The organism is Streptomyces sp. NPDC047117 (assembly GCF_040643545.1).
GTDB lineage: Bacteria > Actinomycetota > Actinomycetes > Streptomycetales > Streptomycetaceae > Streptomyces.
This window is the reverse complement of sequence record NZ_JBEYUN010000005.1, coordinates 1-16629: the sequence shown is the minus strand read 5'-3', so window position 1 is coordinate 16629 and position 16629 is coordinate 1. Positions and strand designations below refer to the sequence as shown.

Annotated in this window: 15 protein-coding genes; 8 read left to right on the top strand and 7 right to left on the bottom strand. The window is 74.2% G+C overall.

The annotated features are described in order from the left end of the window. Window positions 1–80: 80 nt before the first annotated feature. From ABZ840_RS10820 to ABZ840_RS10810, 3 genes are all read right to left on the bottom strand, one after another. Window positions 81–938 carry a hypothetical protein gene (locus ABZ840_RS10820; RefSeq protein ID WP_361556667.1) on the bottom strand — a complete coding sequence of 286 codons (858 nt, stop codon included), beginning with the start codon at window positions 936–938 and terminating at the stop codon, window positions 81–83. Between the two features lie 194 nt (window positions 939–1132). Further along, entirely contained in the window at window positions 1133–2080 is a 948-nt protein-coding gene (locus tag ABZ840_RS10815) for an N-acetylmuramoyl-L-alanine amidase (protein ID WP_361556664.1), read from the bottom strand. A 100-nt stretch (window positions 2081–2180) separates the two neighbouring features. Beyond that, on the bottom strand, window positions 2181–2831 hold the full coding sequence (locus tag ABZ840_RS10810; protein ID WP_361556661.1) for a class I SAM-dependent methyltransferase: 651 nt from the start codon (window positions 2829–2831) through the stop codon (window positions 2181–2183). Between the two features lie 178 nt (window positions 2832–3009). On the opposite strand from ABZ840_RS10810, the gene ABZ840_RS10805 reads away from it, so the two are divergent. From ABZ840_RS10805 to gcvH, 5 genes are all read left to right on the top strand, one after another. Continuing rightward, window positions 3010–5211: an acyl-CoA dehydrogenase gene (locus ABZ840_RS10805; protein ID WP_361556658.1), complete on the top strand. Its 2202-nt coding sequence runs from the start codon at window positions 3010–3012 to the stop codon at window positions 5209–5211. Window positions 5212–5240: 29 nt separating this feature from the next. Next, the gene (locus ABZ840_RS10800; RefSeq protein WP_361556655.1) at window positions 5241–6461 is read left to right on the top strand and encodes a lipid-transfer protein; all 1221 of its coding nucleotides are present in this window, start codon (window positions 5241–5243) and stop codon (window positions 6459–6461) included. 150 nt (window positions 6462–6611) lie between these two features. Continuing rightward, entirely contained in the window at window positions 6612–8066 is a 1455-nt protein-coding gene (locus tag ABZ840_RS10795) for an MFS transporter (RefSeq protein WP_361557722.1), read from the top strand. A 103-nt stretch (window positions 8067–8169) separates the two neighbouring features. Continuing rightward, window positions 8170–8970, top strand: a complete 801-nt coding sequence (locus tag ABZ840_RS10790; protein WP_361556652.1) for an SDR family oxidoreductase — start codon at window positions 8170–8172, stop codon at window positions 8968–8970. Between the two features lie 91 nt (window positions 8971–9061). After that, window positions 9062–9463: a glycine cleavage system protein GcvH gene (gcvH, locus tag ABZ840_RS10785; protein ID WP_361557719.1), complete on the top strand. Its 402-nt coding sequence runs from the start codon at window positions 9062–9064 to the stop codon at window positions 9461–9463. A 33-nt stretch (window positions 9464–9496) separates the two neighbouring features. Here gcvH and ABZ840_RS10780 read toward each other — a convergent pair whose 3' ends face one another. The 4 genes from ABZ840_RS10780 to ABZ840_RS10765 all read right to left on the bottom strand — a co-directional run bounded on the left by ABZ840_RS10780 (window position 9497) and on the right by ABZ840_RS10765 (window position 13110). Continuing rightward, window positions 9497–10102, bottom strand: coding sequence for a response regulator transcription factor (locus ABZ840_RS10780; RefSeq protein WP_361556649.1), 606 nt, complete (start codon window positions 10100–10102; stop codon window positions 9497–9499). Then, window positions 10099–11238 carry a histidine kinase gene (locus ABZ840_RS10775; RefSeq protein ID WP_361557716.1) on the bottom strand — a complete coding sequence of 380 codons (1140 nt, stop codon included), beginning with the start codon at window positions 11236–11238 and terminating at the stop codon, window positions 10099–10101. Before ABZ840_RS10775 ends, ABZ840_RS10780 begins: the two co-directional genes overlap by 4 nt. Before the next feature lie 139 nt (window positions 11239–11377). After that, the gene (locus tag ABZ840_RS10770; RefSeq protein WP_361556646.1) at window positions 11378–12106 is read right to left on the bottom strand and encodes an ABC transporter permease; all 729 of its coding nucleotides are present in this window, start codon (window positions 12104–12106) and stop codon (window positions 11378–11380) included. Next, window positions 12103–13110 (bottom strand): ABC transporter ATP-binding protein, encoded by a 1008-nt coding sequence (locus ABZ840_RS10765; protein ID WP_361556643.1) that lies wholly within the window; start codon window positions 13108–13110, stop codon window positions 12103–12105. Before ABZ840_RS10765 ends, ABZ840_RS10770 begins: the two co-directional genes overlap by 4 nt. Before the next feature lie 355 nt (window positions 13111–13465). On the opposite strand from ABZ840_RS10765, the gene ABZ840_RS10760 reads away from it, so the two are divergent. The 3 genes from ABZ840_RS10760 (at window position 13466) to ABZ840_RS10750 (ending at window position 16482) form a co-directional block, all read left to right on the top strand. Further along, the gene (locus ABZ840_RS10760) at window positions 13466–14350 is read left to right on the top strand and encodes a MaoC/PaaZ C-terminal domain-containing protein (RefSeq protein WP_361556640.1); all 885 of its coding nucleotides are present in this window, start codon (window positions 13466–13468) and stop codon (window positions 14348–14350) included. Between the two features lie 108 nt (window positions 14351–14458). Continuing rightward, on the top strand, window positions 14459–15535 hold the full coding sequence (locus ABZ840_RS10755; RefSeq protein WP_361556637.1) for a Zn-dependent alcohol dehydrogenase: 1077 nt from the start codon (window positions 14459–14461) through the stop codon (window positions 15533–15535). An 11-nt stretch (window positions 15536–15546) separates the two neighbouring features. Further along, window positions 15547–16482 (top strand): 3-oxoacyl-ACP reductase, encoded by a 936-nt coding sequence (locus ABZ840_RS10750; protein WP_361556634.1) that lies wholly within the window; start codon window positions 15547–15549, stop codon window positions 16480–16482. Window positions 16483–16629 lie beyond the last annotated feature (147 nt).

The window sequence follows — 16629 nt, the reverse complement described above, 5'->3', positions numbered from 1 at the left end:
GAGGCGGGTACGGCCATGGCAACGGCCCCGCACCCACGAACGGTGGGTACGGGGCCGTGCGATGCCGTCGGCGCGCGGAATCAGCCGCGCTGGATGCCGGTGGTGTCCTGCAGGACGCCGCGGCGGCCGTCCTGGGTCTGCGCGATCAGCGCCTGGCCGCGCTGCTCGACCGCGAGGTACCAGGTGCCGGGGGCCAGTTCGGCGATCGGCGTCGGGCTGCCGTCCTCGCCGTACAGCGGGCGGGCGACCGGAACCGCGAACCAGAACGGCGCGAACTCGGCGGCCGGCGCACCGGTCTGCTGGTCGGTCGCGGCGGGCGCGGGCTGACCGGCCTGGCCGCCCTGCGTCGGCTGGGGCCGGCCGCCGTACGAGGGCTGGCCGCCCTGCTGCGGGCCGCCGGGGTAGCCGTAGCCCTGGCCCGGCACCTGCTGCTGCGCGCCCGGGTAGCCGTACCCGGCGTTGACGCCGGTGTTGTACGGGGAGGGCGAGGCGGCGGGGGCGGTGATGAGCTTGGCCTGCAGCGCGGGGACGAGCGGCGAGGCAATGGCGGCGGCGGCCAGGATCAGCGCGGCGATGAGGCCGATGATGATGCCGGGGCCCGCGCTGCCGACGCTGATGATCGTCCAGAACGCCGTCCAGGCCGCGAAGATGGCCAGCGCGACACCGAACTGTCCGAGGTCCAGACCGGCGACCTTGCGCGGCTGCGGCAGCGCGCGGCTCACGATGATGAGCACGGCAGCGATGACACCGGCCAGGTAGATGCTCATGACGGTGGCGAGCGAGTCCCAGGCGTTCGAGCTCTCGGCGGCGGCGCAGTACTTGGCCATCTCGCCGGAGCAGTCGGGGCTGCCGGTGAAATCGAGGAACGAGGCGATGAACAGCAACACCGCTGCTCCGATCACCACGCCGTCGCCTCGTGTGAGGGATCGGATGTTCACGTAAGGAGTCCTTTGCCGTTTTTCGTCATGGGTCGTGCTGTCGCCGATTGCGCACGGCGCGAGGCGCGGGGGTGGCCCCCCATCGTAAGGGGGAACCTACCGCCCCATCCGCTGGGTCGTCTCGTCCCCTTATGAGGGTCTCCGGGCGCCGGACAGGCCGGTTCGCGCGGGTGCCGCCGGGCGCCGGACGGCCGTCAGCGGCGCAGGAAACCGGTGATGCCCTCGGCGATGCCGGCGGCCGCCTGCTGGCGCCACGCGGGGTCGGTGAGGCGCGCCGCGTCCTGCGCGTCACGCATGTTGCCGCACTCCAGGAAGACCTTCGGCACCCGGGAGAGGTTGAGTCCGCCGAGGTCGGTACGGGTGTCCAGGCCCTTGCCGTCACCGATGTAGTTGGCCGGCGCGCTGCCGGTCGCCGCGACGAAGCGGCCCACGACATGGTCGGCGAGGTCGCGCGACGGGCCGGTGATCTTCCGGGTGTCCGCGCCGCCGGCGTGCACCGCACCGGGCCGGATCACGTGGAAACCGCGGTTCCCGGCCCCGGCGCCGTCCGCGTGGAGGGAGATCGCGGCGTCCGCGTGGGCCTTGTTGCCGATCTCGGCGCGCTCGTCCACGCACGGCCCGTAGGGACGGTCGCCGTCCTGGGTGAGGACGACCCGCACGCCTTCCTTCCGCAGCAGGGTGCGGGCGCGGCGCGCCACGTCGAGGGTGAAGGACGCCTCCGCGTATCCGGCGTTGGTGGAGGTGCCGGTCGTGTCGCACTCCTTGCGGGCGTTGCCGACATCGACCTGGCGCGCGATCTCCGCCGGGTGGTCGCGGTTGGCGGGGTTGTGGCCGGGGTCGATCACCACGACCTTGCCCTTGAGTGGGCCGCCGCCGGCCGCCGGACCGCGCTCCCGGTCCGCGTCCTTGCCGTTCTTCTGCGCCTTGCCGTCCTTGTGCGCCGTGCCGCCGTCGTCCGGCCGTGTGCCGGGGGTGTGCTGCCCGGCAGCGGCGGGCCGGTCCGGGCCCGGCCTGCCCTCGGACGCCGTACCGCCGCCGGTGGCGCCGCAGCCGGCGCAGCCCAGGGCGGCCAGTACGGCCGGCACCAGGAAGAAGGTGCGGGCGTAGCGGCGGGACGTGGGGGGAGTACTGCCGTTCGACACAGCGCGATCGTAACGTCACCCGGCCGGAAGCCGGCGCTCCTGCCCGTGGCGCGTCCGGCACCGGGCCCGATCGGGCCCCTCGGATCCGTCGCCGGCCGCCTCAGATTCCGTCGCCGGTCCGCCGCAGGACGCGCAGCGACCGGTGCGCCGAGACCTCCGTGAAGGCGCCGGACTTCAATGCGCGCAGGTAGATGCGGTACGGGGCCTGGCCCGTCCACTCGTCCACCGGGTCGGGGAACACGTCGTGGATCACCAGCAGGCCGCCCGGCGCCACGTGGGGCGCCCAGCCCTCGTAGTCCGCCGTGGCGTGCTCGTCGGTGTGGCCGCCGTCGATGAAGACCAGGCCCGCCGGGGCCCGCCAGAGGGCCGCGGCCTGCGGGGACCGCCCGACGAGCGCGAGGACGTGCTCCTCCAGCCCGGCCGCGTGCAGCGTCCGGCGGAAGGCGGGCAGCGTGTCCATCCGCCCGACGACCGGGTCGACGACCTCCGGGTCGTGGTAGTCCCAGCCGGGCTGCTGCTCCTCGCTGCCGCGGTGGTGGTCCACGGTGACCGCGGCGACCCCGGCCGCCCGCGCCGCGTCGGCCAGCAGCAGCGTGGAGCGTCCGCAGTACGTGCCGATCTCGATCAGCGGCAGCCCGAGCGCGCCCGCCTCGGCGGCCGCCGCGTACAGCGCCAGCCCCTCGTCCGCGGGCATGAAACCCTTCGCCGCCTCGAACGCGGCGAGCGTCTCCGGCTGGGGAGCGGCGGTCATCGGTTACCTCCTGGTGGCGGGCGCCGGAGACCCGTTACCGGCGCGTACATCCCGCTCATCGTGGCGTACGCCGCACTCCTCGGCGCGCGTGGGGTCGCCGTGGGGCCGCCGCCGAAAAACTGACAGTGCGTCAGTTCTGGTCTTCCGTCCGACTGGAACCTGTTCTACTGTGCCCGGCATGGGCATCGGAATCACGCGGGACCACCGAGAGCTGGCCGCTGCGGTGCGCGGGTGGGCGACCCGCGCCGTGCCGCCCGAGGACCGGCGGAAGCTGCTCGACGCGGCGCCGGGACGGGCCGGCCGGCCCGGCTGGTGGGAGGAGGCGGCCGCGCAGGGACTGCTCGGCCCGCAACTGCCGGCGGAGTACGGCGGAGGCGGCGGGGAACTGCTGGACCTCGCGGTCGTCCTGGAGGAGACCGGCCGCGCCGCGCTCCCCGGGCCGTACCTGCCCGACGTGCTCGCCGCCGAACTGCTGCGGCGCGGCGCCCGCGACGAGGCGGCACGCGCCCTCGTACGGGAACTCGCCGCGGGGGAGCGCGTCGGGGCCGTGGCGCTGACGCCCGGCGGACTGACCGCGGCCGAGTCCGGCGACGGCTACGTGCTGGACGGCACGGCCCCGCCGGTCCTCGGCGGCGGGGACGCGGACGTACTGGTGCTGGGGGCCGCCGCGGCGAACGGGACGGTCTGGCTCGCGGTGGACGCCGAGGCGCTGGAGATCCGGGTGCCGGCCGGGGCCGATCCGACCCGCCCGGCCGCCGAGGTCACCGCCGCCGGGGCCCGCGTCCCCGCAGGCCGGCTGCTCGCGCTCGACGCCGAGCTGGTCCGGGACCTGGCCGGGGCCCTCTTCGCCGCCGAGGCGTGCGGCACCGCCGCCTGGGCGCTGCACACCGCCACCGAGCACGCCGGGGTCCGCGAGCAGTTCGGCCGGCCCATCGGGCAGTTCCAGGCGGTCAAGCACCTCTGCGCCGAGATGCTCGTACGGCTCGAACAGGCCCGGGCGCTCGCCTGGGACGCCGCGCGGGCCATGGACGAACCCGCCGAGGTGCGCGGCCTGGTGAGCGCGCTGGCCACCGCGACCGCCCTGGAGACCGCCGTCGGCTGCGCCAAGGACTGCCTCCAGATACTCGGCGGCATCGGCTTCACCTGGGAACACGACGCGCACCTGTACCTGCGCCGGGCGATCGTGGCGCGGCAGCTGCTGGGCGGCCCGGCGGGGCACCGGCAGCGCGCGGCCCGGTACGGCGCAGCGGGCGCCCGGCGCGAGCTGCGCATGGAGCTGCCGGCCGCGGCGGACGCCCACCGCGCCGAGGCCCGGGAGGCGATCGCGCCGGCCGTCGGACTCGACCCGGCCGCCGCCCGCAGGACGCTGGCGCCCACCGGGTACGCGGCGCCGCACCTCCCCGAGCCGTACGGCCTCGGCGCCGGTCCGCTGCGGCAGCTCGCCATGCAGGAGGAACTGCGCGCCGCCGGGGTGAAGCTGAGCGACCTGGGCATCGCGACGTGGGTGGTGCCGTCCCTGATCAGCCACGGCACGCCGGAGCAGCGGGAGCGTCACCTGCTGCCCACCCTCCGCGGCGAACAACTGTGGTGCCAGCTGTTCTCCGAGCCGGAGGCCGGGTCCGACCTGGCGTCGCTGCGGACCCGGGCCGAGCGGACCGGGGACGGCGGCTGGCGGGTCAACGGGCAGAAGGTGTGGACGTCGGCGGCGCAGTGGGCGCGGTACGGCATCCTGCTCGCCCGTACCGATCCGGACGCGCCCAAGCACAAGGGCCTCACCTACTTCCTCGTCGACATGCGGACACCGGGCATCGAGGTCAGGCCGCTGACGGAGATCACCGGAGACGCGCTCTTCAACGAGGTGTACTTCGACGACGTGCTGCTGCCCGCGGACGCGGTGGTGGGGGAGGCCGGGGACGGCTGGCGGGTCGCCCGGCACACCCTCGGCAACGAACGCGTGCACATGGCCGACCAGATGACCTTTGACACCGGCCTCGAAGCGCTGCTCGCGCGGGCGGGCGCTCCGGAGGCGGACGGCGCGCTGCACGCCCGCGTCGGCGAGCTGGCCGCCGAGGCGCACGCGCTCGGCTGCATCGGGCTGCGCACCACCCTCCAGCAGGTCGACGGACTGGAGCCGGGCGCCGGGGCCAGCGTCCGCAAGCTCGTCCAGACCCGCCACCAGCAGGCCGTCGCCGAGCTGGCGCTCGAACTGCTCGGCCCGGCGGGCGCGGTGCGCGAGGGCGCGGGGGAGCGGGCGCTGCACGGCTTCCTGATGTCCCGCTGCCTGACCATCGCGGGCGGCACCACACAGGTGCAGCTCAACGTCGTCGCGGAGCGGCTGCTCGGGCTGCCCCGGGACCCGGAGCCCCGCCCGATCATCTGAGCCCCCGTCCGAGCCCCGGAGGAACACGTATGACTGGCAAGGCGTACATCGTCGGCGTCGGCATGACGAAGTTCGAGAAGCCCGAGACGCGGGAGTGGCAGTACTGGGACATGGCGAAGGAGGCGGGCGGCGCGGCGCTCGCGGACGCCGGTGTCGCGTACGAGCACGTCGAGCAGGTACCGGTGGGCTACTGCTACCAGGCGTCCACCGCCGGACAGCGGGCCGCGTACGAGCTGGGCCTGACCGGCGTCCCCGTCTACAACGTCAACAACAACTGCGCGACCGGCTCGACGGCCCTGATGATGGCGCGGCAGTTCGTCGCCTCGGGGCTCAACGACTGCGTGCTGGCGCTGGGCTTCGAGAAGATGAAGCGCGGCGCGCTCGGCGGCGGCGCGGACAGCGGTGCCCGTGGCGGAGCCACTGATGATCACTTCAGTACGTCCCCGGTGGCCCGGCACTACGGCGTGATGGCGGCCCGGCACGGCTTCGAGATGACCCCGCCCACCGCCCAGATCTTCGGCAACGCGGCCCGCGAGCACATGGAGCGGTACGGCACCACGGCCCGCCAGCTCGCCGCGGTCGGCGCGAAGAACCACCGGCACTCGGCGGACAACCCGTACGCCCAGTTCCAGGACGCGTACACCGTCGAGGAGATCCTCGCCGCCAAGACCATCCACCGGCCTCTCACCAAGCTCCAGTGCTCGCCGACCTCCGACGGCGCCGCCGCGGCCGTCGTCGTCTCCGAGCGCTTCGTCCGTGAGCACGGCCTCGGGGACCGTGCCGTGGAGATCGCCGCGCAGGCCATGACCACCGACACCGAGGAGTCCTTCGCGTCCGGCTCCTGCATCGACGTGGTCGGCAGGCCGATGTCGCGCGCCGCGGCCCGGCAGGCGTACGAGGCGAGCGGGCTCGGCATCGAGGACGTCGACGTCGTCGAGCTGCACGACTGCTTCTCCGTCAACGAACTGCTCACCTATGAGGCGCTGGGCATGTGCGCGGACGGCGAGTCCGGCAAGCTCGTCGAGGAGGGCGCGACCACGCACGGCGGGCGGTGGGTGGTGAACCCCTCCGGCGGCCTGATCTCCAAGGGCCACCCGCTCGGCGCCACCGGGCTGGCCCAGTGCGCCGAGCTGACCTGGCAGCTGCGCGGCGAGGCGGGTGCCCGGCAGGTGCCGGGGGCCGGGGTGGGGCTGGCGCACAACATCGGACTGGGCGGCGCGGCCGTGGTGACGCTGCTGCGCCGGGCGTAGGGGGCAGGCCTGCCTCGTACGGTCCCGGCGAACCGGCCCCCGGGACGTGCGGCCCGGTCCCGGTGCCCGTGGTCCTAGGACCTCCGGTCCGGGACCGTTGGGCCGATAATCCGATGCCCAGGGCATCCATCGGATGACACGATGACCAGCATGCCCCCGCTCATGACCACCGACCCGCAGTCGTCCGGAACCACCGCCCGCAAGGCCCCGCCCGCCTGGGCGGTGATGCTCGCGGTCTGCGCGGGGCAGTTCCTCGTGGTGCTCGACGTCTCCGTGGTGAACGTCGCGATGCCCTCGATGCGGTCCTCGCTCGGCCTGAGCGAGCTGGGCCTGCAGTGGGTGGTCAACGCGTACGTGATCACCTTCGCCGGGTTCCTGATGCTGGGCGGCCGCGCCGCCGACCTCTTCGGGCGCAAGCGGGTCTTCCTCATCGGCCTCGCGCTGTTCACCGCGGCCAGCCTGGGCGGCGGGCTCGCCCAGGAGTCCTGGCAGCTGATCGCCGCCCGGACGGTCCAGGGCATCGGCGCCGCCGTGCTCGCCCCGGCCACCCTCACCATCCTCACCACCTCCTTCCCGCAGGGCCCGGCCCGCACCCGGGCCGTGGCCACCTGGACCGCGGTCGGCGCGGGCGGCGGCGCGGCGGGCGGCCTGGTCGGCGGGCTGCTCACGCAGTTCCTGTCCTGGCGCTGGGTGCTGCTGATCAATGTGCCGATCGGCGCGCTGGTCCTGGCCGGCGCCGCGTACTGCCTGACCGAGAGCCGGCAGGAGGGGCGCCGCCGGCTGGACGTGCCCGGCGCGCTGCTGGTCACCGGCGGCCTGGCGCTCGTCGCCTACGGCATCGTGCAGACCGGCGAGCGCGGCTGGACGGCCGCGGGCGCGCTGCTGCCGCTGCTCGCGGGGCTGGTCGTGCTCGGTGCCTTCGTGGCGGTCGAGGCCCGCTCGAAGGCGCCGCTGATGCCGCTCGGCGTCTTCCGGCCGCGCTCGGTCTGGGCGACGACCTCGGCGATGGTCGTGGTCGGCGCCGGGATGTTCTCCATGTGGTACTTCCTCTCGCTCTACACGCAGAACGTCCTCGGCTACAGCGCGCTCCAGGCGGGCCTGTCCTTCCTCCCGCACTCCTTCTCGATCGTCATCGGCTCCAAGGTCGCGCCCCGGCTGATGGCGCTGCCCCGGATCGGTGCCAAGACCGTGGCCGTGGCGGGCGTGCTGCTCGCCACCGCCGGCATGGCCTGGCAGTCGACGATGGACGCGCACGGGACGTACCTCGGCACGATCCTCGGCCCCGGCATCACGATGGCGCTGGGCGCGGGTCTCTCGGCCACCCCGATCGCCGCGATCTGCACGGCGGGCGCGGCGGCCGGCGACGCCGGCCTGGTCTCCGGGCTGATCAACACCTCGCGGCAGATGGGCGGCGCGCTCGGCCTGTCGATCCTCTCGACGGCGGCCGCCGGGGTCGCGGGCAGCGGCCGGGTGGCCCTGGCCGACGGGTACGCGCTCGCCTTCCGCGTCGCCGCTGTGGTCCTGCTGGCCAGTGTCCTGCTGATGATGTTCTCGTTGCCGGGCCGCACGAAGGGGGATGGCGCGACGGACGGCGCTCGCGCCTGACGTTGCGTTCGCTGCTGACGTCCGCTCGCGGCTGATGCCCTCCCGCTGATGCCCTCCCGCGCCCGGTCCGCTGTCGTCCGGGGCCGTACGAGAGGATGCGATCATGGCTGACACCGCATCGATCGCCTCTCCCGCCACGGGGTTCCCCGCCACCGGCCGCCGCGTCCTGGTCAGCGGGGCCTCCCGCGGCCTGGGCCGGGCCGTCGCCCTTGCCTTCGCGGAGAACGGTGACCGGGTCGCCGTCCACTACGGCTCGCGCCGGGCCGATGCCGAGGCGACGCTGGCCGCGCTGCCCGGCGACGGCCACGCCCTGCTGCACGCCGACATCGCCGGCCCCGAGGGCGCCGCCGGGCTGGTGGCCGCGGCGGACGCCGCACTCGGCGGCATCGACGTGCTGGTGAACAACGCCGCGGTCAACACCCCGCACCCGCCCGCCACCACCTCCTACGCCGACTGGACCGCCGCCTGGCAGAGCCACGTCGCGGTCAACCTGCTCGGCACCGCGCACCTGAGCCACGGCGCGGCACAGCGCATGATCGAGCAGGGCACCGGCGGACGCATCGTCAACGTCGGCTCGCGCGGCGCCTTCCGCGGCGAGCCGGACCATCCCGCGTACGGCGCGACCAAGGCCGCGGTGCACGCTCTCGGCCAGTCCCTCGCGGTCGCGCTCGCGCCGCACGGCATCGCGGTGGCATCCGTGGCGCCCGGCTTCATCGACACCGAGCGGGTCGGCGGCCGGCTGGCCGGCGAGCAGGGTGCCGCGATCCGCGCCCAGAGCCCGTTCGGCCGGGTCGCCGAGCCGGCCGAGGTCGCGGCCGCGGTCCGCTGGCTCGCCTCCCCGGAGGCGCAGTGGAGTTCGGGCACCGTGCTCGACGTCAACGGCGCCTCCTACCTGCGCACCTGAGCATCGGAGCGCGGCCCCTCCGCGGCGGGCGCCGGCAGCCCGGTTTCCGCCTTGTCGGCCCGGTGGCGGCAGTGCCACCGTCATCGGCATGGTGAAAATCCCCGCGGACCTGTCGTACAGCAAGGGCCACGAGTGGCTCCGCATGGAGCGCGACGACCGGGACACGGCCGGCGACCGGGTCACGATCGGCATCACCGACTACGCCCAGCGGCAGCTCGGCGACATCGTCTACGTCGAACTGCCCAAGGTGGGCGAGCGCTTCGACGCCGGTGACCCCTTCGGCTCGCTGGAGTCGGTCAAGGCCGTCAGCGAGGTCTACCTGCCGCTGGCGGGCACGGTGCTGGCGGTCAACGACTCGCTCGCCGACTCTCCCGAGCAGATCAACGAAGATCCCTACGGCGACGGCTGGCTGCTCACATGCCGGTTCAGCGGCAGCACCGCCGAGCTGCTCAGCGCGGAGGAGTACGAGGCCTACCTGCGGGAGGAGGCGTAGCGCCGCTCGTCCGGACCGCGCCGGGCCCGCGGGCTACAGCCAGCCGTTGCGCCGGGCCGCCCGTACCGCCTCCATGCGGTTGCGGGTACCGGTCTTGCCGATGGCCGCCGAGAGGTAGTTGCGCACGGTCGCCTGCGAGAGATGCAGCCTGCCCGCGATGTCGGCCACCGTCGCGCCGTCCACCGCGGCGGTCAGCACCTCCTGCTCGCGCGGCGTCAGCGGATTCGGCCCGGCGCTCAGCGCGGCGGCGGCCAGCCCGGGGTCGATGACCCGTTCCCCGGCCAGCACCCGCCGGATCGCCGCCGCCAGCTCCTCCACCGGCCCGTCCTTCACCAGGAACCCGCAGGCCCCGGCCTCCATCGCGCGGCGCAGGTACCCCGGCCGCCCGAAGGTGGTCACGATCAGCACCTTGCACTCCGGCAGCGCCTCCCGCAGGTCCGCCGCCGCGTCCAGGCCGCTGCGCCCGGGCAGCTCGATGTCCAGCAGCGCGATGTCCGGGGAGGTCTCCAGCGCGGCGTCGACGATCCGGTCCCCGGCCGGTACCTGGGCCACCACCTCCATGTCCGTTTCCAGGTTCAGCAGCAGCGCCAGCGCGCCGCGCATCATGCCCTGGTCCTCGGCCAGCAGGACCTTGATCACTCGGGTCTCTCCTCCGCGTCCGCCAGTACGCCCGCGTCCTCGGGCAGCTCGGCCACCAGCCGGAAGCCGCGCCGGCCGTCGGGCCCCGCGTCCAGCGTGCCGCCCGCCGCGGCCAGCCGCTCGGCGAGCCCGGTCAGGCCCGTGCCGCCGCTGCCCCCGGTGAGCGCCTCGGAGCTTACGGGACCGCGGCCGTCGTCGGTGATCGTCAGCCGGGCCCGGTCGCTGTCGACGCGCACCTCGATCTCGCAGCGGGTCGCGCCGCTGTGCCGTACGGCGTTGGTGACCCCCTCCCGCACGACCCAGCCCAGCAACGCCCCGGCCTGCGGCGACAGCGGCGGCCCCGACTGGCGTACGACCGGCTCGATGCCGCCCGCCTCCAGCGCCGAGCGGGCCCGGTCCAGCTCGGTGGCCAGGCTGCCCTGGCGGTACCCGGTCACCGCCTCGCGGATCTCGGTGAGTGCCTGCCGGCCCACCGCCTCGATGTCGGCGGCCTGGGCCAGCGCCGCGTCCACGTCCCGCGGCGCCAGCCGGCGCACCGCCTCGGCCTTCACCACGACCACCGAGAGGGTGTGCCCCAGCAGGTCGTGCAGGTCGCGGGAGAACCGCAGCCGCTCCTTCTCCACCGCCGTACGCGCCAGTTCGCCCTCGGTGGCCCGCAGCCGCTGGTTGGCCTCGAAGAGGCCGAGGACGGCCGAGGTGACCATGCCGGAGATGAAGGTGCCGTAGCCGATGGTCGAGGCGTCCCACGGATCGCCGCTGCCGTGGCCGGCGAGCGAGCCGGCCGAGGCGCTGGCGATGAAGAGCGCGACGAACAGCGGCCGCCCGCGCAGCAGGGTGCCGGCGGCCAGCGTCATCAGCGGGAAGAACAGCGTCCAGGCCCCGCCGTAACGGATCGCCAGCGCGTAGGTCACGGCGGCCAGCGCGGCCAGCAGGCCGTACGGCACCCAGGTCTTGCGGGCCCGGGGGTTGAAGGCGGTGCGCACCACTCCGACGTAGAGCGAGTTGAAGACCAGCAGGCCGGCCCCGGCCACCCAGGGGTTGCCGGCCTTCCCGTTGATCGTGTTGGAGATCGCGCCCACGCCCATGACCAGCCAGGGCATGAACGTGGCGGACGTGGGGCCCTTCCGGAAGACCATGCGCTCGTCGTTCCGCGTGCCCCAGGACATCCAGGAGGGTCCCGTGCCGCAGCCCTTCTTCCCGGGCCTGCCGTCCTGTTCCGCCATCTCGTCCTCGAACTCCGGGACGCGCACCGCCGGGGCGCCGCCTCGTCCCACCTCAGGCGGTCCGGGCCGCGCGCCGGTACGCGTACACCGCGTAGCCGCCGAAGGCCGCCAGCCACGCCACCAGCACCAGGACCGTACCCGCCGACGGGCCGTGTCCCGCGGTGACGCTCCAGCCGAGGTCCGCGAAGCGGTTCGACGGGGTCCAGCGGGATATTTCCGCCAGCCAGCCGGGGAACGCCCCGACCGGGAACCACAGCCCGCCGATGATCGCCAGCACCATCATCATTCCGGCGTTCACCATGCCGGCGGCCTGCGACGAGAGGCGGTAGCCGTTGCCCAGGCCGAGCAGGGTGAACGGCGTGGTGCCCAGCCACAGCAGCAGCACCAGCGCGGCCCACTGCGCGGCCGACAGCCGTACGCCGTTGACCAGTGCGCCCAGCAGCAGCACCACGACGATCGCGGGCAGCACCGTCACCGAGGCGCTCAGCCCGCGGCCCACCACCACCCGGGCCGGGGACAGCGGCGTGATCCGCAGCTGCCGCAGCCAGCCGAGCTTCTTGTCCTCGGCGACGCCGTTGCCGGTGCCGAGCGCCGCGCCCAGCGCGCCGTACGACGCCATGCCGACCATGGCGGTGACCTTCCAGGCGTCGGCGTCCTTGCCCGTGCTCCCGCCGATGTTGGTCAGCAGGAGGTACATCACCACCGGCATGCCGATGCCGAAGATGACGAAGCCCTTGTCGCGGAGGGTCCGGCGGATCTCCAGCCGGATGTAGTCGATCATCGCAGGGCTCCTTCGCCTACCGCTGCGGCGCCTTCCGGGGCACCGGTGCCACTGTCCGCCGTGCCGCCGTCGCGGGCGTCCGTGCGGGAGGAAGTGAGGGAGAGGAACGCGTCCTCCAGGCTGGCCGGGGACACCTGGAGGCCCCGTACGAGGCCCAGCCGGGCCAGCGCGAGCACCGTCGCGTCGGAGTCGCCGGACCGCAGCAGCGCCCGGTCGCCCCGTATCTCCAGGGACGTCACCCCCGGCAGCTCGGTCAGCCCGTCGGTGGGCGCGCCCGCCAGGTCGAAGGAGACCAGCGCGCCGCCGACGGTGCGCTTGATCGCCTCGCCGCTGCCGTCGGCCACCACCCGGCCGCGGTCCACCACCACGATCCGGTCGGCGTTCTCGTCGGCCTCGGTGAGGTAGTGCGTGGAGAACACCACGGTGTTGCCGCGGCGCGCGTACGCCCGCATCGCCCGCCAGAAGTCCCGGCGGCCCTCGACGTCCAGCGCGGTGGTCGGCTCGTCGAGCACGACCAGGTCCGGATCGCCCGCCAGCGCCACCGCGAAGCGCACCCGCTGCGCCTGGCCCCCGGAGAGCTTGTCCACCCGCTGCCCGGCCAGCTCCTCCAGGCCGGCCAGCGCCAGCGCCTCGGCCACCGCCATCGGCTTCGGATACGTGGCCGCCACGAAGGCGACCAGCTCCCGCACCGTCACCCGCGGTATCGGCCGGCCGTCCTGCAGCATCGCGCCGATCCGCCCCTGGCGCACCGCCCGCTCCGGCGCGCCGCCGAACAGGTGCACCTCGCCCGACGTGGGCGGCAGCAGCCCGAGCAGCATGCTGATCGTGGTCGACTTGCCGGCGCCGTTCCGCCCCAGCAGCGCGACGGTCTCGCCGCGGTGGACCGTGAGGTCCAGCCCGTCGACGGCCCGCACCTCCCCGTAGGTCTTCACCACGCCCGAGAACGCCACCGCTGTGGCGTCCCGGGCGCTCCCCGTTGTCCCCGTTGTCCCCGTTGTCCTCATGGCCATGAATCTACGGAGACGAGGGTGATCCCGGTAGAAGGGAATGTCTTCGGCCGGGAAGGACAAATGTCACGGGTGCGGCGGCCGGGGTGCGCGTGGGATGTATCTGACGATGCGTCAGGGGGTTCCGGGCTGAGCCGGGATGGGCTATACATGGCCCATCGGTAGAACGCGTTCTAGTGCGCTGTGCGGCGTCGCGACGTGCCACGCGTCCCGCCTCGCCGGCGCGTCACCGACCGCTGACGACCCCGGCCGGCCGACGGTGCGGACGCCCGGCCGGGGTCTTGCCGTCCGCCGTCCCCGCCCTCCGCACGCCACCCCGTACACCCGCACCACGGCGAAGGAGCCCCGCACCATGCCCATCGACGCCGACAAGGCCGTTGCCGCCGAGCCGCGTACCTCCGAGATCGCCTGGGACCACAAGGACGTCCAGCTCTACCACCTCGGCATCGGCGCGGGCGCCGCCACGGAGGAGCGGCCCGCCGCCGCCACCGACCCCGACGAGCTGCGCTACACCCTGGAGAGCCGGCTGCACGTCCTGCCCAGCTTCGCCACCGTCGCGGGCGCCGGCATGGCCGTCGTCGGCGGGCTCTCGTCCCCCGGCATCGACGTGGACCTCGCGGCCGTCCTGCACGGCGCCCAGAAGATCACCCTGCACCGGCCGATCCCCCTCAAGGGCGCGGCCCGCCAGACCGCGACCGTCCCGGCCGTCTACGACAAGGGCAAGGCCGCGGTCATCGTGCTGCGTTCGGAGACCGCCGACGAGGACGGCCCGCTCTGGACCAGCGACACCCAGATCTTCGTCCGCGGCGAGGGCGGCTGGGGCGGCGACCGCGGCCCGTCCAGCCGTCTGGAGCTGCCCGAGCGTGCGCCGGACCGCGAGGTGACCCGGCTGATCCGGCCCGACCAGGCGCTGCTGTACCGGCTCTCCGGGGACTGGAACCCGCTCCACGCCGACCCGGAGTTCGCCGCGCTCGCCGGCTTCGACAAGCCGATCCTGCACGGCCTCTGCTCGTACGGCGTGACGCTGAAGGCGGTGGTCGACACGGTGCTGGACGGGGACGTCGGCCGGGTCCGCAGCTACGCCACCCGGTTCGCCGGCGTGGTCTTCCCCGGCGAGCCGCTGCGCATCCGGATGTGGCGCGACACCCCCGGCCCCGGGAGCGTCCAGGTCTCGGTCACCGCGCCGGACCGCGACGACGCGCCGGTTCTCGCCGACACCGTGGTCGAGCACGCCTGACCCGGGCCGCCGGCCGCCGCCCGGCTGTCCGGCCGTCCGTGACCCCGCACCCACGAGCCACCCGCACCACCGCACCTTCCGTACCGACCGTACGCAGAGGAGCCGCAGATGCGCGCAGCCGTACAGCACGAGACAGGGCAGGACAAGCTCGAAGTCCTCGACGACGTGGAGGCCGTCGGGTTCGGGCCGGGGAAGGTGCGCATCCGGATCAGGGCCACCGGGCTGTGCCACTCCGACCTCTCCGCGATGAACGGCGTGCTGCCGCAGCCCGCCCCGTTCGTCCCCGGGCACGAGGGCGCGGGCGAGATCGTGGACGTCGGGGACGGCGTCACCGGGCTCGCGCAGGGCGACCGGGTGCTGATGTGCTGGCTGCCCGCCTGCGGCAGCTGTCCGTCCTGCCGGCGCGGCCAGACCCATCTGTGCCTGGCCGGCTTCATGAACGCCGGCACCCCCAACTTCAAGCGCCCCGGCGGGGACGTCTTCGGCTTCGCCGGCACCGGCACGTTCGCCGAGGAGGTCGTGGTCGCGGCCAACTGCGCGGTGCCGGTCCCCGACGACGTGCCGTACGACATCGCCGCGCTCATCGGGTGCGGCGTGACCACGGGGCTCGGCGCGGCGCTGAACACCGCCGAGGTCGAGGCCGGTTCGTCGGTCGCCGTCATCGGGTGCGGCGGCGTCGGCATCTCCACGATCCAGGGCGCGCGGGCGAGCGGCGCCGCGCAGATCGTCGCGGTGGACCCGGTGGAGGCGCGCCGCGAGGCCGCGCTGCGCTTCGGGGCGACCGAGGCGGTGGCCCCCGATGAGCTGGCCGACGCCAAGCAGCGGATCACCGCGGGGGAGGGCTTCGACTACGTCTTCGAGGTCGTCGGCAAGTCCGCCACCGCCCGCACCGCGTACGAGACGACCCGGCGCGGCGGCACGCTCTGCGTCGTCGGCGCGGGCGCGATGGACGACTTCTTCCAGGTCAACATGTTCGAGCTGTTCTTCGACGAGAAGCGCATCCTGCCCTCCCTGTACGGAGGCGGCGACGTGGTCCGGTCGTACGAGCGCGCCATCGCCCTCTGGCGGGCCGGCCGCATCGACCTGGAGAACCTCATCACCCACCGGGTGCCGCTCGCCGGCATCAACGACGCGCTGGAGCAGATGCGTACCGGTACCGCGCTGCGCACCTGCATCGAGCTGTAGGGGAGGCACGGATGGTGCTGCACGGTAAAACGGCCGTCGTCACCGGCGCGGGCCGCGGCCTGGGCCGGGCGGAGGCGCTCGAACTCGCCCGGCTGGGCGCGAATGTGATCGTCAACGACTACGGGCAGCCGGGGCGGGACGGCTCGGGCGAGGCCTCGGCGGCGCCCGCCGAGGAAGTGGCCGCCGAGATCCGGGCCGCGGGCGGGCAGGCCACCGCGCACCTCGGGGACGTCGCCGACTTCGGGACGGCGCGCGCCCTCGTGGAACTGGCCGTGGACACCTACGGATCGCTGGACATCCTGGTCAACAACGCGGGCATCCTGCGGGACCGGATGGTCTTCTCGATGTCCGAGGACGAGTGGGACTCGGTCATCCGGGTGCACCTCAAGGGGCACTTCAATACGACGCGCTTCGCCGCCGCCCACTGGCGCGCGCGGTCCAAGGCGGCCGGCGCCCCGGTGTACGGCCGGATCGTCAACACCTCCTCCGAGGCGTTCCTCGCCGGTTCCGCCGGGCAGCCCAACTACGCGGCGGCCAAGGGCGGCATCGTGGGCCTGACCACCTCGACGGCGGCGGCGCTGGCCAAGTACGGGGTGACCGCCAACGCGATCTGCCCGCGGGCCCGCACCCGGATGACCGAGGACGTCTTCGCGGGCTTCGGGGAACCGGGCGAGGGCGACCTGGACGCGCTGGCACCCGAGCATGTGTCACCGCTGGTCGGCTATCTCGCCGGGCCCTCGGCGGGCAGCGTCAACGGCCAGGTCTTCGTCGTGCACGGCGGCATGGTCGCGCTCGTCGAGCGGCCACGGGTCGCGGCGCAGTTCGACACCGCCAAGGACGTCTTCACGTACGAGGAGCTGGACGCGGCGCTGTCGCCGTACTTCGCCGGCCTGGCACCGGGGGAGAACTTCGCGGCGGCGGAGGTGCTGGGCCTCAAGAAGGGCTGAGCCGCCTGCCCTTCGGGGGCTGCGGTCCGTGACGCACGACGGCCGTGGCCGCCACGGGAGACCTCTCTCGTGGCGGCGTCCGGCCCGACCTGCCGCTCGAACTGATCGCCCGGCGCGGGCCCATAGGACGGACGATCCTCAGCTTCC